Below are 23342 nucleotides of genomic sequence, written 5' to 3'. Positions count from 1 at the left end.
CCTCAGGCCGGTTCGGGGACGTTGCCCGGGTCGTCGGGGCCCGGCATCGGCTCCACGGGCGCCGGCGGCAGCGTCTCCGGGGTGTCCGGGGACAGCTCGCCCGGGTCGTCGGGCACCGGCTCGTCGGGGTCGATCGGCGGGTAATAGTCCGGGTCAGGACCTGGCAGCACCATGACTCTCAGTCTGCCCCGTCGCCGGACCGGGTAACCGTGGTTTCCGGCGTGGCGGAAGCGCGATCAGCGCCAGCGCCGCCGCCGCGGCCGCGAGCACGGCGATCGACATCTTGGGGAAGACCGTCAGCAGGAACTCGGCGAGCTGGACGCCCGGCGGCCGGCCGCCGCCGTGCAGGACGAGCAGCGCGGCCGTGATCGCGTACCCGAAGGTCACCGCGATGACCAGGACCGTGAGCGTTCCGGCGAGCGCGCGCACCGCCTCGCTCTGCCGGCGGAACCGTGCGGCCGCGCGGGCGGCGAGCAGCCCACCCAGTACCGTGCCGAGCACGAAGCCGGCCGCGGCCTGCGCGACGGCGGCCGGCGGCACCGTCTTGGCGGCGACGACGGTCGCGCGCACCCCGGCGGGCGTGTCCGCGACCTGGAGCGCGACCGCGAGGCCGTCCCGGGTGAGTTCGCCGTCCGGGAGCGGTCGCCAGCCGGCGGCCTCGAGCCGCGCCCGGGCCGCGGCCTCGACCTCGGCGGCGCGAGCCGGGCTCAGGTCATAGGTCACCGCGACCGTGTCCGTGTGGTCCGGCGGCGAGTCGAAGGAGACGACGCCCTCGCCGCCGGGATCCGGGCACCAGTAGTCGCAGACCACTACCGGGCCACGCGGGCCCGCCGGTGGGCGTCCGATGGCCGTGGTGGCCGCGGCGATCGCGGTGGGTTCCCCGGGCGGGCCGGGGAAGTCGCCGGCCCGCACCGCGGCGGCCGAGCCGAGACAGCCGACGATCAGTGCCGCCGCCACGCCGGCCACCCGGGTCCAGGTCACCCCAGTTCGCATGGCTCAGGGTCGCACACTGAGTCCGTCAGGCGCCGACCGTGCCGTCGATGCCCTCGCGGAGGAGGTCGGCGTGGCCGTTGTGCCGGGCGTACTCGTGGATCAGGTGCAGCATCACCAGGCGCAGCGACACGTTCTCACCCCACCGCGCCTGGTAGCCCGTCACGTCCAGCGACTCCGCCTCCCGCTCGATGCGGCGCGCGTGCTCGACCTCCTCCTGCCACGCGGCGAACGCCTCCGCGCGCGTCGACCCCGAGGCGTCGTACGCCGCCTGGTAGTCGCCGTCGGCCGACCAGCGCAGCGGGATGTCCTGGCCGTCGATCACCCGGCGGAACCAGGTCCGCTCCACCTCGGCCATGTGCCGCACCAGGCCGAGCAGCGTCAGCGTCGACGGCGGCATCGAGCGCTGCCGCAGCTCCTCGTCGGACAGCCCCGCGCACTTCATCGCCAGCGTCGCCCGGTGATAGTCGAGGAACGCGCGCACCGTCTCACGCTCCCCGCCGAGCAGCGGCGGCCCCACCCGATCGTCGTCCACGCTCATCCTTATTCGTTGCGGGCCGCCTCCGGTCCGGTGATCCGGCGCAGCAGCGGCATGGTGGAGGCGACGACGCCGAGCGACGCCGCGATCCCGGTGATCACGATGGCATAGAACGAGATCGCCGGTGGCGCCAGCGCCAGCTCCATCTGTGCGGTCAGGAACAGGTGCGCCGCCAGCAGCCCGGATCCCACCGCGACGACGGCCGCGACCAGCAGCGGCGTGCCGGCCTCCAGCGCGACCACCCGGCGCAGCATGCCGAGCGGGACGCCGGTGAGGCGCAGCATGCTGAACGGTCGCTTGCGGTCGCTCAGCCCGCCGGCGATGCTCACCGCCAGGCTGCAGCCGGCGATCGCCAGGCTGGTCAGGATCACCACGTTGGCCAGCCGCTGCCAGCCGTTGAAGACCCGGGCGGACTCGGCCTGCCACTCGACCTCGGAGTACGGCGAGTACAGCATCGGGTGTGCGTTCTCCAGCGTGGTCCGGGCCTGTTCGAGCGCGGCCGTCGAGCCGTCGGTGACCGTGAGGATCGACTGCACCGGGTACCCGGCCAGCGCGGCGGGGTCCACCTCGGCGGTGGGCCAGGTCCCGCTCCAGCCGGGCGGGCCGGCGAGGTCGGGCCAGGTCCAGGCGGCCTTCGCGCCGTCCGCGCACCGGCCGGCGCCGGCCCGGGCGACGTCCGCGCACGAGACCAGCGTGGACGGCCAGCCCCAGTTCCCGATCTCCGCGCGCGGAACCGGCAGGTTCTCGGGCGCTATCCGGGTGAGCACGACCGCGCGCACCCCGGCCTGCCCGGTCAGCCCGGCCGGCACCGGGTCGCCGGTCGGTGCCAGGTCGTCGTCCCGGAAGAGGGTGATGAGGGTGGCGGTGTCCGCGGCCTCATTGGGCACGTACCGGTCGGCGACCATGGTGCCCATCACGCCGACGGCCACGCTGGTGACGAAGAGCGCGAGTACGAGCCCGCTGACCGAGCGGAAGCCGGCCCACGGGTTGTCGGCCAGCCGCCGCGCGGCGATCAGCGAGGCGGGTCGGCTCGCCCGGCGGGCCACCAGCCGGGCACCGACCATCGTCAGCCACGGGCCGGCCACGATCAGGCCGATCATGATGACGAAGATGCCCGGCAGGAACGCGAGCAGCTGCCCGTCGGTGGTGCCGGGGCGCCGGCCGATGAAGTAGGCGAGCTCGGCGAGGCCGAGGGCGAGCGGGATCAGGCGCCAGGCCCGGGGCGGCCTCGGGGTCGCCCGCCGCGCGACGCCGAGCGGCGAGATCCGCACCCGGCGCAGCGCGAACCGGGCCACCAGCGCGGCCGCCACCGGCACGCCGACGGCGACGCCGAGGGTCGTGGCCGGGCCGAGTGCCAGGTCGGACGGGAACATGGGCGCGCCGGTGAACGGGATCGCCGCCATCGTGTCGCGCAGCAGCAGGAACAGCACGAAGCCGAGGGCGGTGCCGGCGACGGCCGAGACGGTCGACTCGACGGCGGACACCACGGACACCTGCCGGGGCGTCGCGCCGACCAGCCGCATCGCCGCGAAGCGCTGCTCCCGGCGGGTGGCGGCGAGCCGGGTCGCCGCGCCGATGAGGATGAGCAGCGGGAAGATCATCGCCAGCGACACCACGGCGAGGATGAGCTGGAGTCCCGACGCCGGTATCCCGCTCCAGCAGCCGTTCGGGCAGGAGGTCGGCGCGAGGGTCGAGATGGTGCCGACCCGGGTGACGCCGGGCCGCTTGGACAGCTCCTCCGGCGCGTAGCCGACCACCGCGACCAGCGAGTCGGGCGCGGGTAGCGCCTCGGGGCCGATGGTGCCGGCGAGGCGGCCCGGGAAGCGGTCGCCGAGCTGGCCGCCCGGGGTGGTGGCGATCAGCCTGGCCAGCTCCGGCGAGGCGAAATACTCGCCCGCGGCGGGAAGTCGCGGCAGGCCCGGCGGCACCGGCGAGGCGGGGCCGGTCGCGGCCAGGTCGACCCGGCCGACGGTACGCCGGTCGAAGCCGTCGACGCGCAGCTGCCACCACAGCGGATCGGGGTCGCCGGGCGCCGCCGCGGTGTTGCCCGAGTTCGCCCAGCCGTACCGGTCGTTCTGTGTGGTGACGCCGCGGGCGCCGGCCAGCGCGGTCAGCAGCAGGCCGACGCCGAGCGCGACGGCGAGGGAGATCACGACCAGCCGTACCGCCGCCTCCCGGCCGCCGGCGAGGGTGAGCCGGAGCCCGAAGCGGATCATGAGACGGCCTCGGCGGTCAGCGCGTGCGCCTTGCCGTCGCGGACGATGACCTCGCGGTCGGCGTACGCGGCGACCCGCGGCTCGTGGGTGACGAGCACGACCGTGGTGCCCTGTTCCCGGGCGGAGCCGACCAGCAGGTCCATGACCTGCTCGCCGGTGAGCGTGTCGAGCGCGCCGGTCGGCTCGTCGGCGAACAGGACGCGCGGCCGGGCGACCAGCCCCCGGGCGAGCGCGACCCGCTGGGCCTGGCCGCCGGAGAGCTCGCCGGAGCGGCGCCCCTCCAGGCCGTCCAGCCCGAGCCGGGCGAACCAGGGCCGCGCCTCCGTCAGCGCCTTCGCCCGGCGTACCCCGTTGAGGAGCAGCGGAAGCGCGACGTTCTCCTCCGCGGTGAGCTCGGGCACGAGCTGGCCGAACTGGAAGACGAACCCGAACCGGTCGCGCCGCAGCCCGCTGCGCTCGGTCTCGCCGAGGTTGTCGATCCGCCGGCCGTCGAAGTGCACCTCGCCGCTGTCGGGCACCAGGATGCCGGCCAGGCAGTGCAGCAGGGTCGACTTGCCGGAGCCGCTCGGCCCCATGATGGCGAGGATCTCGCCGGCGCCGACGGCCAGGTCGGCGCCGCGCAGCGCGGGGGTCGGCCCGAACGACAGCACCACGTCCCGGGCCTCGACGACGATCTGGTTCATGACCGAACCTCCTTTGTCATGCCCTCCTGGCCCTCGCTGCGCTCGGTGCAGTCGGTCATGACCGAACCTCCTTGGCCAGGGCGTCGAGCCGGGCCGAGGTCAGCTCGATCCAGCGCAGGTCCGCTTCGAGATGGAACAGGCCGTGGTCGGCCAGCAGCGCCTCGACCAGGCCGCCGGTGCGCTTGATCTCGGTGAGCTCCCGCATCCGCCGCAGGTGCGCCGCGCGCTGAGTGTCGAGGAAGGCATCGGCGGGCCGGCCGAGCATCAGCGAGAGCGTGACCTTGGCGAAGAGCACGGTCTGCAGGTGCGGCTCGGCGGGCACCGGCTCGGCGAGCCAGGTGTCCACCTCGGTGGCGCCCAGGTCGGTGATGATGTAGCGCTTGCGGTCGGGGCCCTCGCCGGGCTCGACGTCGCCGATGACGACCTTGCCGTCGCGGGCCAGCCGGCTCAGGGTGGCGTAGACCTGCCCGAAGGAGAGCGGCTTGCCCCGGCCGAAGTAGGCGTCGTAGTCGCGCTTGAGGTCGTAGCCGTGGCTGGGTTCGCGTTCGAGCAGCCCGAGGAGGGTGAGAGGCACCGTCATGCGAGCGACTATACGCTGAGAGTATACGTCGGAGGAATACCCCCGAAATGCATGACATATATCAGTGGCTGAGTGAGTGCTCGCTCATTAGAGTCGCCCGTGTGAACTCCCCAGATCAGGCCGAGCGGCGGCGCCGGGTGCCGGCCATGGCGCCCGACGACCGGCGGGCCGCGCTCATCGCCGCGACCATCCCGCTGCTGCACGAGCACGGTCTCGAGCTCAGCACCCGGCAGATCGCCCAGGCCGCCGGGGTCGCCGAGGGCACCATCTTCGGCGTCTTCAGCGACAAGAACTCGCTGATCCTCGCGGCGCTCGGGCAGGCGCTCGACCCGCAGCCGACCCTGGACGCGATGGCCGCGATCGACGCGAGCGCCGGGCTGCGCGACCGGCTCACCGCGGCCGCCGACCTGATCAACGAGCGGTTCACCGGCAGCGCGAAGCTCATGTCCGCCGCGCGCGTGCTCATGCTCTCCTCCGAGCTCCACCCGGAGGCCGTCGAGCGGATGACCCGGTCCCGCCACGCGCTGCTCGAGGCGCTCACCGCGGTCATCGAGCCCGACGCCGGGCAACTGCGCCGCTCCCCCGGCGCGGTCGCCCGGCTGCTCCTGCTCTTCTGCGGTGCCAACACCTTCGGGCCGTTCGGCGACCCGCGGCGCTTCGACGGCGGCGAGATCGTCTCGCTGCTGCTCGACGGGCTGCTGGTCGTCCCGGCCCGCCAATGCGACAACACTCATGGGGGTGCCTGAACCGTGCTTGTCCGACTGCTGCGCGCGCACCTGCGGCCGTACCAGAAGTCGATCTTTCTGATCGTGCTCTTCCAGTTCTTCGCCACGCTGGCCATGCTCTACCTGCCCGCCATGAACGCCGACATCATCGACAACGGCGTCGTCCCCGGCGACACCGGCTACGTCATGCGGGTCGGCGTCGAGATGCTCGGCGTCACGCTCCTGCAGATCGCCGCGCAGATCGCGGCCGTCTACTTCGGCGCGCAGGTCGCCATGGCCGTCGGCCGCGACATCCGGGCCGGCATCTTCACGACGGTGCTCTCCTACTCGGCCCGCGAGGTCGAGCGGTTCGGCGCGCCCTCGCTGATCACCCGGACCACCAACGACGTCCAGCAGGTACAGATGCTGGTGCTGATGACGTTCCTGCTGATGGTCGCCGCGCCGATCATGTGCGTCGGCGGCATCCTGCTCGCCCTGCGCCAGGACGTGCCGCTGTCGTCGCTGCTGCTGGTGATCGTGCCGGCGCTCGTCACGGTGGTCGCGCTGATCATCGCCCGGATGCGGCCGCTGTTCCGGACCATGCAGGTGCGGATCGACCGGGTCAACCAGGTGATGCGCGAGCAGATCACCGGCATCCGGGTGATCCGCGCCTTCGTCCGCGACGACCGCGAGCGGGAACGCTACGGCGTCGCCAACGACGAGCTCACCGACGTCTCGCTGCGCGTCGGCAAGCTGATGGCGCTGATGTTCCCGACCGTGATGCTGCTGGTGAACATCTCCAGCGTCGCCGTGCTGTGGTTCGGCGGGCACCGCATCGCCGACGGCAGCATGCAGATCGGCGCGCTGACCGCGTTCATCAGCTACCTCATGCAGATCCTGATGGCGATCATGATGGCGACGTTCATGTTCGTCATGATCCCGCGCGCCGAGGTCTGCGCCGAGCGGATCGAGGAGGTGCTCGACACCCCGTCGAGCGTCGAGATCGACCCGGATCCGGTGCGCGAGCTGAGCCGGCACGGCTTCCTGGAGCTGCGCGACGTCGAGTTCCGCTACCCGGGCGCCGAGGCGCCCGTGCTCAGCCGGATCAACCTGTCCGCCCGGCCGCGCGAGGTCACCGCCGTCATCGGCAGCACCGGCAGCGGCAAGACCACGCTGCTCAATCTCGTACCCCGGCTGTTCGACGCGACCGACGGCAGCGTGCTGGTCGACGGCGTCGACGTCCGTGCGCTCGACCCGGCGCTGCTGTCGAAGACGGTCGGCCTGGTGCCGCAGCGGCCCTACCTGTTCAGCGGCACGGTCGCCTCGAACCTGCGCTACGGCAACCCGGACGCCACCGACGAGGAGCTGTGGACCGCGCTCGAGGTCGCACAGGCGCGCGACTTCGTCGAACAGATGGACGGCGGCCTCGACGCGCCGATCGCCCAGGGCGGCACCAACGTCTCCGGCGGCCAGCGGCAACGCCTGGCGATCGCCCGGCTGCTGGTGCACCGCCCGGAGATCTACCTCTTCGACGACTCGTTCTCGGCGCTCGACTACGCCACCGACGCGGCGCTGCGGGCCGCGCTGACCGAGCACATCGCCGACGCGACGGTGATCATCGTCGCGCAGCGGGTCAGCACCATCCGCGACGCCGACCGGATCGTCGTGCTCGACGACGGCGTGGTCGTCGGCACCGGGACACACACCGAACTGATGGACACGAACCCCACGTACCGGGAGATCGTCTTGTCACAGCTCACCGAGCAGGAGGCCGCCGCGTGACCGCCCCCGCGCGTGGACCGGGCGGCCCGCCGATGGCGGGGCCCGGCCGGATGATGGCGGCCGGCATGCCGGCCGAGAAACTGCAGGACTTCAAGGGATCCCTCAAGCGACTACTGGGCATGCTGCGCCCGCACCGGATGCTGGTCGGGCTGGTGCTGCTGCTCGGCGCCGCCAGCGTCGCCCTGTCGGTCGCCGGGCCGCGCCTGCTCGGTCACGCCACCGACATCATCTTCAACGGCATTCTCGGCCAGAAGCTGGACCCGGACCTGAGCAAGGCCGACATCGTCGCCCAGCTCCGCGCGCAGGGCCAGACCAACCAGGCCGACATGCTCGCCTCGTCCGACGTGGTACCGGGCCAGGGCATCGACTTCGACCGGCTCGGGCACCTGCTGCTCTGGGTGCTGGTGATCTACCTGGCCGCCTGGCTGTTCGGCGTCCTCCAGGGCCGGCTGACCGCGGTGGTCGTGCAGGCCGCCGTGTTCCGGCTGCGCCAGCAGGTCGAGGCGAAGCTGGCCCGGCTGCCGCTGTCCTACTTCGACCAGCAGCCGCGCGGCGAAGTGCTCAGCAAGGCGACGAACGACACCGACAACATCGCGCAGACGCTGCAACAGACCTTCGCCCAGCTCGTCACCGCCCTGCTGACCATCGTCGGCGTACTGGCGATGATGTTCTGGATCTCGCCGCTGCTGGCGATCATCGCGCTGATCACCGTGCCGCTGTCGGTGGTCGTCACCACCGCGATCGGCAAGCGGTCGCAGCCGCAGTTCGTCGCGCAGTGGGCCACGACCGGCAAGCTGAACGGCCACATCGAGGAGATGTTCACCGGCCACTCGCTGGTCAAGGTCTTCGGCCGGGAACGCGAGGCGTCCGAGACCTTCGAAACCCACAACGCCAAGCTGTACGCGTCGAGCTTCCGCGCCCAGTTCATCTCCGGGCTGATCCAGCCGGCGATGATGTTCATCAGCAACGTCAACTACGTGCTGGTCGCCGTGGTCGGCGGCCTGCGGGTGGCGTCGGGCGCGCTGTCGCTCGGCGACGTGCAGGCGTTCATCCAGTACTCGCGGCAGTTCTCTCAGCCGCTGACCCAGGTGGCGAGCATGGCCAACCTGGTGCAGTCCGGGGTCGCGTCGGCCGAGCGGGTGTTCGCCCTGCTGGACGCCCCGGAGCAGTCCGCGGACCCTGCCACGTCGCCGCTGACCGCACCGGCGCGGGGCCGGGTCGCGTTCGAGAACGTCTCCTTCCGGTACACGCCGGACAAGCCGCTGATCGACAACCTGTCGCTGTCGGTCGAGCCGGGCCAGACCGTCGCCATCGTCGGCCCCACCGGCGCCGGCAAGACGACGCTGGTCAACCTGCTGATGCGCTTCTACGACGTGACGGGTGGCAGGATCACCCTGGACGGCGTGGACATCGCGGAGATGCCCCGCGAGGAGCTGCGCGAGTACATGGGCATGGTGCTGCAGGACACCTGGCTGTTCGGCGGCACGATCTACGACAACATCGCGTACGGCGCCGACGAACCCACCCGCGAGTCGGTGGCGGCGGCCGCGGAGGCGGCCCACGTGGACCGCTTCGTCCGCTCGCTACCCGACGGCATGGACACCCTCATCGACGACGAGGGCTCGAACGTCTCGGCCGGCGAGAAGCAGCTGATCACCATCGCCCGGGCGTTCCTCGCCGAACCGAGCATCCTGATCCTGGACGAGGCGACCAGCTCGGTCGACACCCGCACCGAGGTGCTGATCCAGCGCGCGATGAACACGCTGCGGGTGGGCCGCACGTCGTTCGTGATCGCACACCGCCTGTCGACGATCCGCGACGCGGACGTGATCCTGGTGATGGAGTCGGGCGCCATCGTCGAACAGGGCAGCCACGACGAACTGATCGCGGCAGACGGCGCCTATGCCCGCCTGTACTCGGCCCAGTTCGCCCAGGCCGCCGTCGAGGTCGACTGACCCACCGGGACGCCTACCTTTCCTCACTCGGCGAGGTAGGCGTCCCGGCCAGTTGCGGTAGCCGCTACTCCCATAGCTGGACCAGCTGGCGAGCGATAAGCCGGCCTGCCGGCTACGCGGTATGCGGCTGTGCGCCTTGGCGAACCGCGACGGCAGTGCGGCGACGTCCACCCGCCCATCACGCCGAGAACCAGGCCGGAGCTCGCACAGGCCGCGGTGGAAGTCGACTGAATCCCAGGTGCTTTTGGGTAGCGACTACGGGCTTCTCTCAGCTCCGGGGCCCGGGGGCCGAAGGTTCGCTGCAACTCCCCGTTGCAGCGATCCGAGAGGCCACCATGCGCAGGATTCACTGGCTTGCCGTCGCTGTGTCGGCGGTGGTCGTGATGCAGGGGATGCTCATGGGCCCGGCCGCCGCCGCGGACGAGGACACCGACTTCAGCACCGCCGGCACGGCGGCGCCGTTTCGGCCGTCGCTCGGCCGTAAGTCCGGGCTGGTGACGAACTCGTATGCCTACCGCAATCCGAGGGATCGGGCCGCGCGGCGCTCGGCCGGGTGGGAGGTGACCGCGGGCTCGCTCTTCGCCGTGAACGGCATCGGCGACACCGGCAAGGTCGACGACGGTTCGCCGGGCCGGCGCTCGGACAGGTTCACCGGTTCGGCGGTGTTCCGGATGAACACCCGGCGGGCCGACTTCGGCGACGTCGAGGTGGCGTTCGACCTGAACGTCGCGGGGCAGAGTTCGACCTCGTACACGCCGGCGATCAGCTACGACGGCGTGCACGTCTGGCTGCGGCACCGGACGCAGTACAACCTCTACGCGGTCAGCGTCGCCCGCCGCGACGGCAAGGTCCTGATCAAGAAGAAGTGTCCGGGCGGCCCCAGCAACGGCGGGACGTACTACGTGCTGGGCGCCGAGGTGCCCGGCCACCCGATCCTGCGAAACACCTGGCGGCTGGTGTCGGCGACGGTGCGGAACAACCCCGACGGCTCGGTCGCCATCGCGGGGTTCGTCGACGGTGAGGCGATCGTCAGCGCGGTGGACGCGGGGGTCGGCTGCGCACCGATCCGGGAGTCGGCGTCCGTCGGCATCCGGGGCGACAACACGCGCTTCCGCTTCGCCGACTTCACGGTCACCCAGCTGCGGTGACCTGGATCTTCCCCTTTTGCAACCTGCCGGGTCTCGTCCGGTCCCGCCCGAACCCGATCTTCGACATGTCAGCAAAGCCTAAGCTAAAGGGGCTCATCTTGAGGTTTCGTTCTGCGGGGACGGGCGTCCGCCGCCTCGGCATCGGTGTGCTCGCCGGAGCGCTCGCCGTCGCGACCGTCGGCTTCCCCCAGTCGGCGAACGCCGAGCCCGCCACCGCGGGCACCGAGGTGACACCCTTCGTGGCGATGCGGGTCATGCCGCTCGGCGACTCGATCACCGCCGGCGCCGGCACCCCGAGCCGCGACTCCTACCGCAAGGGGCTCGCGCACCGGCTGCTCCTCGGCGGCATGCAGATCAACTTCGTGGGCTCGGAGACGAACGGCAGCGGCCCCGACTCGCAGCACGAGGGCCACGGCGGCTACAACATCGACGAGCTCGCCGCCCAGGCGGACGGGTGGCTCGCGCAGGCGCGGCCGGACGTCGTCCTGCTGCACGCCGGCACCAACAGCATCAAAGAGGGTGTCGGTGCCCGCGCCACCGCCGCCAAGCTCTCCGCGCTGATCGACCAGATCCGGACGGCTCGGCCGGAGGCGTACATCTTCGTCGCGCAGATCATCGCCTCCCGGGTGCCGAAGGAGCGGGCCGCCGGCCGCGCCTACAACAAGCTCATCCCGAAGCTGGTCGAGGACAAGAACGACCCGAAGATCACCGTGGTCAACCAGTCCTCGGTCGGCGGCATCGACCTGCACGACCTGCGCCACCCGAACACGTTCGGCTACTCCAAGATGGCCTACACCTGGTACACGGCGATGGCCCGGGTCTTCGACCTCTCCGGCGGCGACGGAAGCAACCCGCACCGGGCCCGCTCGGCCTACCGGTGCCTGGCCGTCAAGGCCGTCGTCGACGGCGAGGAGCGCCACCAGACCGAGTGCCGCACCTGGAAGCTGCGCACCACGATCACGGCCCGCGGCTCGCGCAAGACCTGGCAGACGCTGCGCACGGTGAAGGAGCGCTATCGCGTGCGGGTGGACGGCAGTGTGCAGACGCGGACCCGCCTGGTCAGGAAGTGGACCGGGCCGGGCAACCTGCTCGACATCTAGGAAAAAGGCGGCAGGGGTGGCCCGACGGGCCACCCCTGCCTTATTCGGATCAGAGTTACTTCGCCTTGACGCTCTTGGTAGCCGTCACCGCGCTCGTGAGGATGCCACGAGAGGCGTTACCCACGACCTGGGCCCGGAAGCTGTAAGTCTTGCCGGACTTGGCCGTAAAGGACTTGGTGAAGGTGCCGGACGCGTTCAGGATGCCCGTGCCCGCCGTCACCCACTTCGTGCCGTCCAACCGGAAGATCTTGGCGGACAGGCCGCGGACCTTCGGGTTACCGGTGACAACGACCTGGACCGAGGCCTTCTTGGGAGAAGTCGCGGACAGGCCGGGGTTCTCCTTGACAAGGACCCTGACCGGGGTGGACTCCGAGTCGCCCTCGCTGACCTTGAAGTACATGCCGTCCAGGTTCAGCGCCTGGGTGAACGAGAAGCTGCCACCCGCACCAGCCGTGGTGCTCTTGAGCTCCGCGAAGTCGGACTCCTCGGAGCTGACGGTCCGGCCCCACAGCGTAACCTCCGCGTCCTCGGCCGACGCCGTGCCGCTGAGGGTGACCGAGCCGGCACCAAGCCGCGTGCCGGTCGAGGACTTCAGCGTAAGTTCGCCCGGCTCCTCGCCGCCGCCGCCGTGGGCCGCGATGGTGATGATGCCCTCGGTGACCGTGCCGACGTTGCCGAGGCCCTGACCGGTCACGATGATGGTCTCGGCCGGCTCCGCGGTGTCGTTCTCCTTGATCTCCACCTTCGCCACGTCGATGACCGTGCCAGGCGTGGTGCCCGCGTCGATCGTGAGCGGCGTCACGCCCGGGTTGACGAAGTCGTTCGCGTCGGCCGCCTTGCTACCGTTCGACGAACCGCCGGCGAAGCCGACGTTCAGGTACGTGTTGGTTGCCGAGATGCCACGCACCGTGCCGGTGACCTGGACGGTCTCGCCCTCCTCGACAGTGACGCTGTTGATCTCCAGATCAGGCGCCTTGTCGTCGTTCACGAGAGTGAGCTTCATCGTCTTAGAGGTCGGTGCGGTGATGAAGTCGTTCGAATGCGTAACCGGGTCGGCTGCCGCCTGGAAGTAGGCAGTCTCGTCCCCCTCGTAGATGTCATCACCGAAGACCAGCAGCACGCCGTAGCCGGTGGTCGTCTCCGGCTGAACCGTGATCTTGTTGGTCACCAGCGAGTAGTCACCAGAGCCCACCAAGGCACCCACGGTGCCAGACGCGGTGCCGGAATTCGCGCCGGTGACATCGGTGATGTTGAACACCAGGGTCTGATCGCTTCCCCCCGACAACGTCAGCGGAAGCAGGACCGCGGCCGTCTCATCGCCTTCGTCCCTCGTCATGTCGGCGAAGGTAAAGGTTGGCTTGGCGTCGTCATCCGTGATCGCGATCGTGGTGATCCCGGAGCCGATCGTCGCCGAGCCGTCCACATTCAACAGCATGATGTTGAACAACTCAGTATCGGTGTCCGGCGAAGCGATGCTCCCGCCCTCGTCGATCGTGTCACCGACGATGTCCACCGTGAACGTCTGAGTGGTCGTGCCCGCCGGGAATACGAGCCTGCCACTCTTCGTGATGTAGTCCTTGACCGGCTGGGCATCGCCCACCGCGGTGCCAAGCGAGGCAGTCTCCCAGTCCACCGTGACAACTCGCCCGGCGGCTGCGCTCAGGGTCGCGGTGAAGGTCTTGCTTGTGATGCCGGAGTTGCCTTCGGTCACGGCCGTCGGGGTGATGGCCACGGTTGGCGGCGACTCGCCGCCCGTGATCGTTAGGATCTGCTTCACCGGCGAGCCGAGTGTGGCGTTGGTCGGATTGACCAACTCGATCGCGATATCCTCAGGCAGCTCGTTAATGGCGTCGACTGGGGCCGAGATAGTGATGGCGTCGGCCACGGTCCCGGTTTTCGCGGGAATCGTGATCGTCCGCGAGGCCGGGTACGTGAAGTCGGTGCCGGGCGTCGCGGCGCCGTGACCGGCCACCGCTGGCGCCGCCACGGCGTTCCACTCCACCGTGATCGCCTTCTCCGAAGGCGGCGTAATCGTGATGGGGAGGTTCAGCGGAGTGCCCTCAACCACGGTGCCACCACCACCCAGAGTCAGCACCGGCGTCGCCTGGACGTCGCTGATGCTCACCGTCGTGCTGGCCGTCGTGGGGAAGACATTAGTGGCCACGGTGTTGACCGTGAATGTCTCCAGGTCGTTCGCGTCCTTGACACCGTCATTGGTGATCGGGATGGGGTGAGTAGCGGTGAGCTGGCCGGCCGGAATGGTGAACTGTTCGTTGACCTGCGCGGTGTAGTCACCCAGCGGAGCAACGCCCGCGATCGCCGTTCCGTTGACGGTGTTGAGAGTCACCACGGTGGGCATACCGGACAAGGCGCTGAGCTTCGCCGTAATGGTGGCCGTCGCCCCGGCGCCCTCGACGACGGGATTGGGTGCAGCGCTCAGCGTGTACGACGGCAACGGGTCGTTGTCGAGAATGGTGCCGACTGCCGTGAGCGTGTCCAACGCGTCGGCGGGGTTCGTCGCGGTCAGCTTGAATGTCTCGTTGAGCTCGGCGAGGGCATCGTCCGTGGTCGGGACGGAAACCGTCTGGTCAGGGGCGCCGGTGGCGGCGAACGTAACGGACGCGGGGCTCGGTGAGCCGAAGTCCGTAAGGGCAGCCGGATTGGTCGTCCCCGGCGCAACGGTGATGTTGTACGTCGCCGCTCCGGTACCTGTGTAGTGCAGGGTAAAGACGACCGGCGATCCCTCGACAGCCTGCGCGTCAGCGATCGTGAGCTCCGGAGGGGCGGCGGACGCCGGCGACGCGATCAAGACGGCCGGCGCAAAGGCGATGACGCCAGCGACCGCGGCTGAGAGAGCCGTTCGTAGCGGCTTGAGGCCACGCAGCGAGAACGGATCCGAGCCGCTCCTGGCTGCATGGGCTGGTTGATAGCGCATGTGTGTTTCTGTCTCCTTCGGCGGCTGGGCCGCCTCCCATCCGGGAGGTCCCTGGCTTTGCGTCCCCGCCTTTCGGCGGGTTTGCCTTTTCGGTGCCGCACGCGACGGCTGGTCGTGCACCGGACTTTTCGGCCGGTCGGCGCGGGCACCCATCGCGGGGACAAAGCTCGCATTGGGGAGCTGCGCCGTCCGTACTGTAACCAGCGAATTGCCGGACTGTTGGTGAATTGGACTTTTAGGCCGCTTAGCCCCGACCACGCGGTCTTGTGGTGATTTACTCTTAACACGATCACGGGGCGACAAGCGCCCAAACTGCGGAAATCGGTTCACGCGCGTAGGCGCCCATCAATCTTGACAGTGAGAAGTATCCGCTGGTAACTTCAGCGCATGGCCGGTTATCACCACGGGAATCTGCGCGACGCGATCCTCGCCGGCGCCGTCTCGGTGATTGCCCGCGACGGCGTCGGCGCGCTCAGCCTGCGTGCTCTCGCCGCCGAGATCGGCGTCAGTCATACCGCTTTCCGGCGCCATTTCGGCAGCCGCGAGGGTGTGCTCAATACGCTCGCCGTGCAAGGCAATCTCATGCTCGCCGAGCAGTTACGCAGCTCCGCGACGACAGGCGGATTTATTGAGGTCGGCGTCACTTATGTCCGATTCGCCCTCGCGAATCCCGGTCACTTCGCCGTGATGTTTCGCTCCGACCTGCTCGATAACGAGGACCCGGAGCTGATTTCCGCGCGTTCGGAGTCTTTTGCACCCCTGCGCGACGGCGTGCGCGCACTCGGCGCCGCCGACCCCATCGCGGCCGAGGTCGCCGCCTGGGGCGTCGTGCACGGCATCGCCACGCTCGCCCTCAACGGTTCCCTGGCGGGCGCCCTGAATCAGACCGTCGACGTCGAGGCTCTGGCCCGGCGGGCGCTGTCCCAGTTCAACCCCTTGAGGTAAGGACCCCCCGAGATGCTAGACAACGTCCACCAGATCATCGCCGGCGTCGTGCTGCTGTCGGTCGTCGGCATCGCCTACGGCGGCACGTTCCTGCTGAAGGTGGCCCGCGGCAGCGTGCCCGCCAACGAGCTCCAGCAGCGCTTCTTCCGGGCCGGCCACGCACACGCCGGCGTGCTGGTCATCCTCGGCCTGCTCGTCCTGCAGCTCACCCAGCTCAACGACGTCGCCCAGCTCTGGCAGGCGCTCTCACTGGGCGTGCTGGCCGCCGCGATCCTCATGCCCGGCGGCTTCTTCCTCTCCGTGGCCGGCCGCGACCCCCAGCGCCCCAACCGGTTCATCGCACTGCTCTGGACCGGCGCCGCCCTGCTCGTCACCGGCCTGGCCGCGGCGGGCATCGGCCTCGTCGCCGCCGGCACCAACTGAGGCACCGCCGGCACCGGCTGACGCCCGCCGGCGGATGAGCGGCAGCCAGGCGAGCAGCACGGCGAGCGCCAGCGCCGCGAGGAACGGCAGCCGCCACCACCGCGTGAGCCCCGGCGACGGCGGCGGCTGCGCGGCCGAGACCCACGGCCGCGCGGTCTTCGACCACGCCACGAAGGCGTCACCGATCGGCAGCACCCCGGCGGCATAGCGCTTGGACCACGGCGTCGACACGGGTACCCCTACCAACTCCCCGTAGTTCGCGAGCGCCCCGGCCAGCTGCAGGTCCCCCGCGACCGACGCCGCGCCGAGGGTCACCGCGGTCGCCGACAGGCTCACCCCGAGCGGCAGCGGCCCCGAGTCCACGTCGGCCGGGCCGTCGGTGCCCACCGGGTACTCCCGGACCGCCGGGCCCAGGCGCAGCGGCTGCACCACGAACAGGGACCGGAAGCGCAGGTACTGCGACCGCGCGAACGCCGGGTCGATGTCGACCAGGAAGCGCTGGATGATGCTCTGCGAGGTGCCCCGGGCCACCGAGGTCGGCGCGCCGGTCGCCGGGTCGACGGTGTGCGGCAGCAGGCCCGTCGCCGGGTCGAGCCGCTGCCGGACGCCGGTCAGCCAGCGGTCGACCGTGCCGGCGTACCGGGGCGGCAACAGCTTGTCGTGCAGGCGCAGCGAGGCGATCGCGACCGTCGAGTCGACCGGCCAGGCCTGGCGGGGTAGGCCGCGAGGTACGGCGTCGGTGACGCGTCGAAGGCGGCCGCCAGGGCCGCCGACGCGGCCTCGAAGTCGCGCCGCAGCGCCGGATCCGGCCGCAGCGAGAGCACGCCGCCGCGCAGCCAGTTGGTCCAGCCCTGGTAGAAGACCCCGTACGGCGGTGTCAGCGAGGCACTGAAAGACGAACGGCCGGCGGGCGTCTCGAGGCGGGACAGGGCCCAGCGCGCCTCGGTCACCTGCCCGCGCTCGACCTGGGCGAGGCCGTACAGCGCGTACAGGAAGAGGTAGCCCTCGGGGAACATCTCCTGCGCCTGCTCGGCGGCGCCGTCGTCCAGCTCGGCGCGCAGGAACGCGAGCTGGCCGCGTACCCCGGTGCGGTCCGCGGGCGTGACCAGGCGACCGGCCGCCAGGAGGGCGACCAGGGTGACCACGACGGCGAGGATTCTGCGGGGCACGGCGTCAGCCTAGGAACCCCAGCCCACCGACATTGTTGACGGCGGGGATTCCCGCTACGCTCTGCCATCCGACCAGCTACAACGGACGGAGACACGTGACGTTGCGCGGGCCGAATGTGCCGCGGTGGGGGTCGCTGACGCTGATCGTCGCGGTTGCGGCGATGGTGATGGCGACGACCCTCGTGCCCGTCGTCGCCGGCGATGACGACGACGGGCTGACGCTGCGGCCGGTCGCCGACACCACCGTCAGTCAGGTGCCGCAGGACGGCGACAACGCCGCCAAGACGACGCTGTCGAGCTGCCCGACGATGTGTGACGGCAACCCGAACGGCCGCCGGGACGCGACGCTTCAGTTCTCCGTCGACCGGCTGCCGGCCGACGCGGTCAACGTGCGGGCGAGGCTGCGGGTCTACGCGTGGCAGAACCTCGCCGCCCGCGTGCTGGCCCGGACCGTGCCGGGCGACCTGAGCGCCGCGGACAGCCCGGCCAAGCTCGCGGCCGCCGCCTTCGGCGGGCCGGCCGTCGACCGGGTCACGAAGGGCTTCAACGAGTTCGACGTCTCGGGCTCGGTGCGGCGCAACGGCACGTACACGTTCGCGCTGACACAGGAGAGCCTCAACACCCGGATCTACTGGGCGTCGCGGGAGAACTCGAAGGAGGGCCTGCACCCGGAGCTGGTCCTGTCCTACGAGACGGGGACCAAGCCGTCTGCGACGACGACCAGCGCCACGACGGCCGGGCCGACCACCTCCGCGCCCGAGCGTTGGCGGTTGGTCTGGGGCGACGAGTTCGCCTCCGGTGTCCTCGACACCTCGAAGTGGAACCTGCGCGGCCCCGAAGGCCGCAGCATCGATCTGGGCTGCAACGTCGACCATCCGCGGAACACGTTCGTCAGCGATGGGAAGCTGACGCTGCGTGCGCTGCGGGAGACCTCGTACTGCAGCTCGCAAACCCGGCAATACACCCAGTCCTACCTGGACACCAGGGGCAAGGCCTCGTTCACGTACGGCCGGTTCGAGATCCGGGCCAAGTCGCCGAACAAGCCGGAGACCTCGACCGGCCTGTGGCCCGCGTTCTGGCTGCGGCCCGACGACAGCGGCAACGGCGAGATCGACGTCACGGAGCTGCCCGGCGGCGCCGCCTGGTATGCCCAGTCCACCGCGGGGATCTTCTGGGACTACAGCCCGGTCAAGCAGGACACCCGGCTCGCCGTTCCCGGCGGCGGCTATCCGGGCGACGGATACCACACATACGCCACCGAATGGGACGCCAATGCGCTGAGGTGGTACATCGACGGCAAGCTGCTCTGGACCCGGGACCGCACCACCACGCCCTGGTACGACAAGGCGTTCAACAAGCCCTACAACCTGCGGCTGAACTTCCAGGTCGGCGGCTGGCTGGGCGACCCGGACGCGAGCACGAGCTTCCCGGCGGACTTCGTCGTCGATTACGTCCGCGTGTACCAACGGCCTATCGTCTAGGCCGTGCTGAGCGAGTCGAGACAGGCGTCGATCCCGGGCCAGCGCAGGCCGCCGGACCCACTGGTCACCGAGGCGGACCCGCGCGAGCGCCAGGACGGCCTCGGGTGGGTCACCCGGGCCATCTTCGGCGACCCCGGCGTCCGGGTCGCGGTCGGCGACGATCCGGCGGCCACCGTCCGGTACGCGGTCATCCCGTCGCTCGACGACGCCCGGTTCCTGCTCCCGCTGGCGTCCCGCCGGGTGACGGCGGCGTCGCTGCTCGCCTACAACGCGCTGCGCCCGCCCAAGGTGCGCGCCGGCCGGGCGGCGGTCGGCCTCCTCGCCCGCGCCGGCGCGCTCGGCCTGACCCGGGCCCCGATCCTTTCCGTGTACGCCGAACCGCCCGCAACGCTGCTCGCCGGGTTCCTCGCCGGCGAACTGGGCGAGCCGGAGCTGCACGCGGCCATCGGGATCCGGCCGCCGGACCCGCACCACAAGCCGACCCTCCAGCTCTTCGACGGCGCCGGGCGCCCCCGGGGGTACGCGAAGATCGGCTGGAACGACGGCACCCGGGCGATGGTCCGGGCGGAGGCCGCGACCCTCGCCGACCTGCCGGAGGGCAACGGTTTTCCGCCCGCGCCGCGGCTGATGCTGCACACCCGGTGGAACGGCCGCGAGATCGCCGTCATCGAGCCGATGCCGCGCCGCGTGCGCCGCATCCGCCGGCCCGGCCGCCCGCGCCTCGCGGCGATGCTGGCCGTCGCCCGGCGCGGTGGCCCGCCGGCGCCGCCGCGGCCGGCGCGCGACCTGGTCGCGGGCTGGCTCGGCCGGGCCGAGGGCGGCGACCCCCGCATTCACGCCGCCATCGCCCGGCTGGACCCGGACCTGGAGCTCGAGTTCGGCGACTGGCACGGCGACTGGGTGCCGTGGAACATGGCCCGGCACGGCCGCCGCCTGCTGGTCTGGGACTGGGAGAACAGCGCGCCCGGCGTGCCCGTCGGCTTCGACCTGGCGCACCAGGCGTTCCAGACCGCATTGTCGACGCACGGGCGACCCGCGGCCGAGTGCGCCACGGCCGTCGACGAGGCGCTGCGCCGGCACGGCCCGGCGCTGGGCCTGGACGCGGCCCGGCAGCGGTTCGTCGCCGACGCGTACCTGGTCGAGCTCTGGCTGCGCACCTACGAGCTGTCGGGCGGCGGCGCCGGCTGGAACCCGAAGCTGCACCCCGCCCTCCTCGACGTCCTCGACCAGCGGCAGAACGCCTAGCTGAGCGCGGATCTGCGGTTCGAGTCCTGCGCGAGACTTCAGGTCGTACGAGGCGCCGCCTGGAGGTGCCCGCAGAGCTCGGAGACAACGTCGAGGACGATCATCACTCGCCGAAGTCCGCCGCTCGGGGTGAGGTGGTCCTGGCCGGCACGTCGAGGTCCACGCCGGCCATCTGCGCGAAACGCTCGGCCAGTGCGCTGAAGAGGTCGCATCCCGGGCGTTCCTCGGCGGCTGCCGCAATGAGGATCATGCGAATCTCGACCTCCATGGAACGGCCGTGCCGAGCGGCCCGGAGACGCAGCTTCTCTTTGACGGAGTCATCCAGATCTCGAATGCTGAGGGCCGCCATCGCCTCATCTCCTCGTTGCTAGGCCTGATAGCGATGCTAGGCACGCGCACCCTCGGTGGCGGTCCGCCGCCTTGAGGGTGCGCGTACACGGGTCAGCAGCGCCAGAGGCGTGGGCCGCGGTTCTCGTTGTCGCTGTTCGTCGCCTGCCCCACGACCAGCCCGGCGTCGGAGACGTCCTGCGCGTTGCCGGTCTGACCGCGGGGGACCTCAAGCTCGACGACGGCGCCGTCACGCACCACCGTGCCGCCCGCGACGACCCAGCCGGAGGCGTTGACCGCGGTTCCCGGCCCGATGCCCTCTTTCCCCTTCTCGGGCTTGCCCAGCATCGTCACCTCGCCGGTCTCGAGGTTCCACAGCCCCGGGGTCATGGACGGCCACAGGCCGCCGGTCGCCCACTTGCCCTGCGCCGCGTAGAGGGTGCCGACCTGGCCGGCCGGCAGCTCCAGCTTCCTGCCTTTGCCCTTCTGGTCCCAGGCGTACGGCGTGGTGGCGGAGCCGTTCTTGTACATCCCGCCGACGATCGTGCCGTCGTCGGTGATGTCGTGCGAGTTGGCCTCGGTCGTCACCGGCAGCCGGACCGCCATCGTCGTGCCCGCCTTCCAGAGCAGGATGATGCTGTCCTTGCCCTCGATGTTGCCGCTCGGCTCCGCGTTGATGACGATGTCCCCGGCCGCGTTGATCGCCGGGTACGGATAGACGTGCCAGCTGCCCGCCGGCGTCTCCAGCCGCGTGTATGCGCCGTTCTCGTACCGGAAGACGTACTCCTGCCGCCCGTCCTCCACGAGGCCGACCACGACGCCGCTGGCGTTGACCGCGTTCGCCTGCACCGACTTGCCGGGCACCGGCAGCGCCCGCGGCCGCCCGTCGGTCCACAGGATGGGCCGGAAGTCCTGTTTGACGGTGTCGTTGCCGACGATGTACCGGCCGGTCGGGTCCACCGCCGCGGCCGTGGCGTCCCGCATGCCGGGCGGCACGGGCAGCTCCGTCATCCGGCACCGGACGGCCGGGACGGCCGCCGCCGGCGCCGAGGTGGCGGCCGGGCTCGCGTCCGCACGCACCGCCGGCTGCGACTGCGTCCGGGTGACCATCAGCGGCACCGCCAGCAGCACACCGGCGACCAGCGCCGTACTACCCGTCGCCTGCGCCGCGCGGCGGCGAAAGGCACGGCGGCGCCCGGCGCGGACCAGCGCGTCCATCTCCAAGCGGCTCGGCGGCACGTCGACCGCCGCGAGCCGGTCCCGCAGCTGTTCCTCGTTCATGACCTGTTCCTCGCTGTCTCTGCGGTCGCAACCTGAGGCCCCGCGTCCATCGCCGTGCGCAGCGCGGCGAGGCCGCGCGAGCACTGGCTCTTGACGTTGCCGGCCGAGCACCCGAGGGCCTCCGCGGTCGCCTCGACCGACAGGTCGCCGAAGTAGCGCAGCACCACGACGGCCCGCTGCCCCTTGGGCAGCGACCGCAGCGCCGTCACCAGCTCGTCCCGCTCCTCGGTGGCGTATTCGGCGGCGGCGGCCAGGTCCGGCACGCGGTCGCCGAGCAGCACCTTCGACCACCGGCGCCGCCGTTCGTCGAGGTAGCGCCGCATCATGATCCGGTGCACGTAGCCGTCGAGGTTCTCCGCGACACTGGCGCGCTTCCAGCTCACGTAGAGCGCCGTGAGCGTCGCCTGCACGATGTCGTCCGCCGCGAACGTGTCGGCGCAGAGTAGATACGCCGTGCGATGTAAGCGGGGTAACCGCGCCGTCACGTAGTCGACGTACTCCCGTTCAAGGTCGGGCCGCATCCTGCTCCCTTCTCACCCGTTGTCGTCTTCCTGTCGGAGCCGGCCGGGGAAAAGGTTGCATCCTCAGGGGCGCGGGGCCGCCCGGAATCCGGTCCAGCGCAGGTCGCCGGTCACGTGGCCGAGGTCGTTGAACATCACCAGGGTCGGCGCCAGCCCGGGACGGTACTCGATCACGGTGAGTCCCGTGTTCGCGCTGTCCAGCCCGAGCCAGCGGGTTAGCGGCGCCTCCAGCGCGTCGCGCACCAGCCACGCGATCGGGTACGCGTGGGTGATCAGCACCTCGTGCGAGTCGGGCGCGGTCCGCTCGGGGGCCTTGGCGAAGCGCGCCACCAGGGCGTCCGCGGTTCGCCGGCCCGCCGCCGCCTCGTCTTCGTCGAAGCCGTCGAAGAAGCCGGCCCAGGCCCGGGGCATCTCGTCCGGGCCCGGCACGTACGGCACGTGGTCGATCAGCTCGGCGGCCTCCGCCACCGGCACGTCCGGCAGGTGCCGGGCGAGTTCGCGCGCGCTCGCGGCGGCGCGCGGCAGCATCGAGTGCCACACCGCGTCGATCGGCAGCCCGGCGAGCCGCCGGGCGAGCAGTCCGGCCTGTTCGTACCCCGCGGGGGTCAGTTCGCCGAAGGCGTCCGCCGCGCCGTGCCTCGCCAGATAGAGATGCCGTGTGCCCATGCCGGCCCTACCGGCGCTGGAGGCCGAGCGTCGACAACAGGTCCTCGTGCAGCTCCATCCACACGGAGTGGCAGGACGCGACGCCGACCCCGGTCACCCACTGGCCCTCCCCCGCGCGGGCGCGGGCCAGTGCGGTCTCGAACCGCTCGTGGTAGCCGTCGAACCGGATCAGCACGCCGGTGAGCCCGCCGATCAGCCCGGTGAGCTCGCCGCCGATCGCGGTGAGCTCGTCGAGGACCCGGCCGTCCCACTGCGGGTCGCTGTGGTCGTTGGACGCCAGCCGGTTGCCCTCGGCCGGGCGCAGCTGCCAGTCGGTGCAGGCCTTCACCAGCCGGCCGTTCAGGACCTCGAACTCCTTGTGCGCCTGCTCGACGGCGGTCCGGGCGCCGGTCTGGTCGAGCTCCTCGCCGAGCTTGCGGGCGTCCTCGGCGCGGCCACGCTCGGTGAGCGTCCACCCGGCGGTGCCGCCGAACTCGGCGCGGGTCACCCACCCGTACGCCTCGAAGTCCTCGAGCAGCTCGGTGGTGGTGTCCAGGTCCAGGCCGGTGCGCAGGGCGACCGCCGCGTCGTCGGCCATACCCTTCACCCGCACGGCGTGCAGGACGGACAGATCCGGCGGTGAGGCGTGTGTCATGGCAGAGAGCATTCAGGCT

At 71.1% G+C, this 23342-nt stretch carries 22 protein-coding genes and 1 riboswitch; of the genes, 8 read left to right on the top strand and 14 right to left on the bottom strand.

Going from position 1 to position 23342, the window contains the following annotated elements; translation table 11 throughout:
• Positions 1-2 precede the first annotated feature (2 nt).
• From ACIBSW_RS28875 to ACIBSW_RS28850, 6 genes are read right to left on the bottom strand one after another with little or no spacing between them, the layout of a single operon-like run.
• The gene (locus tag ACIBSW_RS28875) at positions 3-173 is read right to left on the bottom strand and encodes a hypothetical protein (protein WP_354718734.1); all 171 of its coding nucleotides are present in this window, start codon (positions 171-173) and stop codon (positions 3-5) included.
• Entirely contained in the window at positions 154-993 is an 840-nt protein-coding gene (locus tag ACIBSW_RS28870) for a hypothetical protein (RefSeq protein WP_354718735.1), read from the bottom strand. Before ACIBSW_RS28870 ends, ACIBSW_RS28875 begins: the two co-directional genes overlap by 20 nt.
• A 25-nt stretch (positions 994-1018) precedes the next feature.
• On the bottom strand, positions 1019-1525 hold the full coding sequence (locus tag ACIBSW_RS28865; RefSeq protein WP_354718737.1) for a DinB family protein: 507 nt from the start codon (positions 1523-1525) through the stop codon (positions 1019-1021).
• 8 nt (positions 1526-1533) lie between these two features.
• On the bottom strand, positions 1534-3744 hold the full coding sequence (locus tag ACIBSW_RS28860; RefSeq protein WP_354718739.1) for an FtsX-like permease family protein: 2211 nt from the start codon (positions 3742-3744) through the stop codon (positions 1534-1536).
• Entirely contained in the window at positions 3741-4427 is a 687-nt protein-coding gene (locus ACIBSW_RS28855; RefSeq protein WP_354718741.1) for an ABC transporter ATP-binding protein, read from the bottom strand. Before ACIBSW_RS28855 ends, ACIBSW_RS28860 begins: the two co-directional genes overlap by 4 nt.
• A 55-nt stretch (positions 4428-4482) precedes the next feature.
• Positions 4483-5007 carry a PadR family transcriptional regulator gene (locus tag ACIBSW_RS28850; RefSeq protein ID WP_354718743.1) on the bottom strand — a complete coding sequence of 175 codons (525 nt, stop codon included), beginning with the start codon at positions 5005-5007 and terminating at the stop codon, positions 4483-4485.
• Positions 5008-5108: 101 nt separating this feature from the next.
• On the opposite strand from ACIBSW_RS28850, the gene ACIBSW_RS28845 reads away from it, so the two are divergent.
• The 5 genes from ACIBSW_RS28845 to ACIBSW_RS28825 all read left to right on the top strand — a co-directional run bounded on the left by ACIBSW_RS28845 (position 5109) and on the right by ACIBSW_RS28825 (position 11696).
• Positions 5109-5753: a TetR/AcrR family transcriptional regulator gene (locus ACIBSW_RS28845; protein WP_354718745.1), complete on the top strand. Its 645-nt coding sequence runs from the start codon at positions 5109-5111 to the stop codon at positions 5751-5753.
• A gap of 3 nt (positions 5754-5756) precedes the next feature.
• A complete protein-coding gene (locus ACIBSW_RS28840) occupies positions 5757-7493 on the top strand; it encodes an ABC transporter ATP-binding protein (protein ID WP_354718747.1) in 1737 nt (578 codons plus the stop codon).
• A 32-nt stretch (positions 7494-7525) separates the two neighbouring features.
• Positions 7526-9448 carry an ABC transporter ATP-binding protein gene (locus ACIBSW_RS28835; RefSeq protein ID WP_404799507.1) on the top strand — a complete coding sequence of 641 codons (1923 nt, stop codon included), beginning with the start codon at positions 7526-7528 and terminating at the stop codon, positions 9446-9448.
• A 335-nt stretch (positions 9449-9783) separates the two neighbouring features.
• Positions 9784-10596, top strand: a complete 813-nt coding sequence (locus ACIBSW_RS28830) for a hypothetical protein (RefSeq protein ID WP_354718749.1) — start codon at positions 9784-9786, stop codon at positions 10594-10596.
• A 98-nt stretch (positions 10597-10694) separates the two neighbouring features.
• Positions 10695-11696: an SGNH/GDSL hydrolase family protein gene (locus ACIBSW_RS28825; protein WP_354718751.1), complete on the top strand. Its 1002-nt coding sequence runs from the start codon at positions 10695-10697 to the stop codon at positions 11694-11696.
• A gap of 55 nt (positions 11697-11751) precedes the next feature.
• Here the strand turns inward: ACIBSW_RS28825 and ACIBSW_RS28820 are convergent, their stop codons facing one another.
• A complete protein-coding gene (locus tag ACIBSW_RS28820) occupies positions 11752-14631 on the bottom strand; it encodes a Calx-beta domain-containing protein (protein ID WP_354718753.1) in 2880 nt (959 codons plus the stop codon).
• Positions 14632-14647: 16 nt separating this feature from the next.
• Positions 14648-14727: riboswitch (cyclic di-GMP riboswitch) on the bottom strand.
• A gap of 291 nt (positions 14728-15018) precedes the next feature.
• Here ACIBSW_RS28820 and ACIBSW_RS28815 point away from each other — a divergent pair.
• Positions 15019-15576, top strand: coding sequence for a TetR/AcrR family transcriptional regulator (locus ACIBSW_RS28815; RefSeq protein WP_354718755.1), 558 nt, complete (start codon positions 15019-15021; stop codon positions 15574-15576).
• A 246-nt stretch (positions 15577-15822) separates the two neighbouring features.
• Here the strand turns inward: ACIBSW_RS28815 and ACIBSW_RS28810 are convergent, their stop codons facing one another.
• Positions 15823-16650, bottom strand: coding sequence for a hypothetical protein (locus ACIBSW_RS28810; RefSeq protein ID WP_404799489.1), 828 nt, complete (start codon positions 16648-16650; stop codon positions 15823-15825).
• A complete protein-coding gene (locus ACIBSW_RS28805; protein WP_354718758.1) occupies positions 16611-17168 on the bottom strand; it encodes a hypothetical protein in 558 nt (185 codons plus the stop codon). Before ACIBSW_RS28805 ends, ACIBSW_RS28810 begins: the two co-directional genes overlap by 40 nt.
• A 95-nt stretch (positions 17169-17263) precedes the next feature.
• Between ACIBSW_RS28805 and ACIBSW_RS28800 the strand changes: the two genes are divergently transcribed.
• Both ACIBSW_RS28800 and ACIBSW_RS28795 read left to right on the top strand, forming a co-directional pair.
• On the top strand, positions 17264-18649 hold the full coding sequence (locus ACIBSW_RS28800) for a family 16 glycosylhydrolase (RefSeq protein WP_354718760.1): 1386 nt from the start codon (positions 17264-17266) through the stop codon (positions 18647-18649).
• Positions 18650-18709: 60 nt separating this feature from the next.
• On the top strand, positions 18710-19894 hold the full coding sequence (locus ACIBSW_RS28795; RefSeq protein ID WP_354718951.1) for a hypothetical protein: 1185 nt from the start codon (positions 18710-18712) through the stop codon (positions 19892-19894).
• Positions 19895-19997: 103 nt separating this feature from the next.
• Here ACIBSW_RS28795 and ACIBSW_RS28790 read toward each other — a convergent pair whose 3' ends face one another.
• The 5 genes from ACIBSW_RS28790 to ACIBSW_RS28770 form a co-directional block, all read right to left on the bottom strand.
• A complete protein-coding gene (locus ACIBSW_RS28790; protein ID WP_354718762.1) occupies positions 19998-20243 on the bottom strand; it encodes a FitA-like ribbon-helix-helix domain-containing protein in 246 nt (81 codons plus the stop codon).
• A 92-nt stretch (positions 20244-20335) separates the two neighbouring features.
• Entirely contained in the window at positions 20336-21502 is a 1167-nt protein-coding gene (locus ACIBSW_RS28785; protein ID WP_354718764.1) for a hypothetical protein, read from the bottom strand.
• On the bottom strand, positions 21499-22023 hold the full coding sequence (locus ACIBSW_RS28780; RefSeq protein WP_354718766.1) for a SigE family RNA polymerase sigma factor: 525 nt from the start codon (positions 22021-22023) through the stop codon (positions 21499-21501). The genes ACIBSW_RS28785 and ACIBSW_RS28780 overlap by 4 nt, the downstream gene beginning before the upstream one ends.
• A 63-nt stretch (positions 22024-22086) precedes the next feature.
• Positions 22087-22689 (bottom strand): histidine phosphatase family protein, encoded by a 603-nt coding sequence (locus ACIBSW_RS28775; RefSeq protein ID WP_354718768.1) that lies wholly within the window; start codon positions 22687-22689, stop codon positions 22087-22089.
• A 7-nt stretch (positions 22690-22696) separates the two neighbouring features.
• On the bottom strand, positions 22697-23323 hold the full coding sequence (locus tag ACIBSW_RS28770; RefSeq protein WP_354718770.1) for a transcriptional regulator: 627 nt from the start codon (positions 23321-23323) through the stop codon (positions 22697-22699).
• Between the last annotated feature and the right edge of the window lie 19 nt (positions 23324-23342).

This window comes from Actinoplanes sp. NPDC049668 (assembly GCF_044465445.1).
Taxonomy (GTDB): Bacteria; Actinomycetota; Actinomycetes; order Mycobacteriales; family Micromonosporaceae; genus Actinoplanes.
The sequence above is the reverse complement of the archived record's forward strand: the minus strand, read 5'-3'. Positions and strand labels throughout refer to the sequence as shown.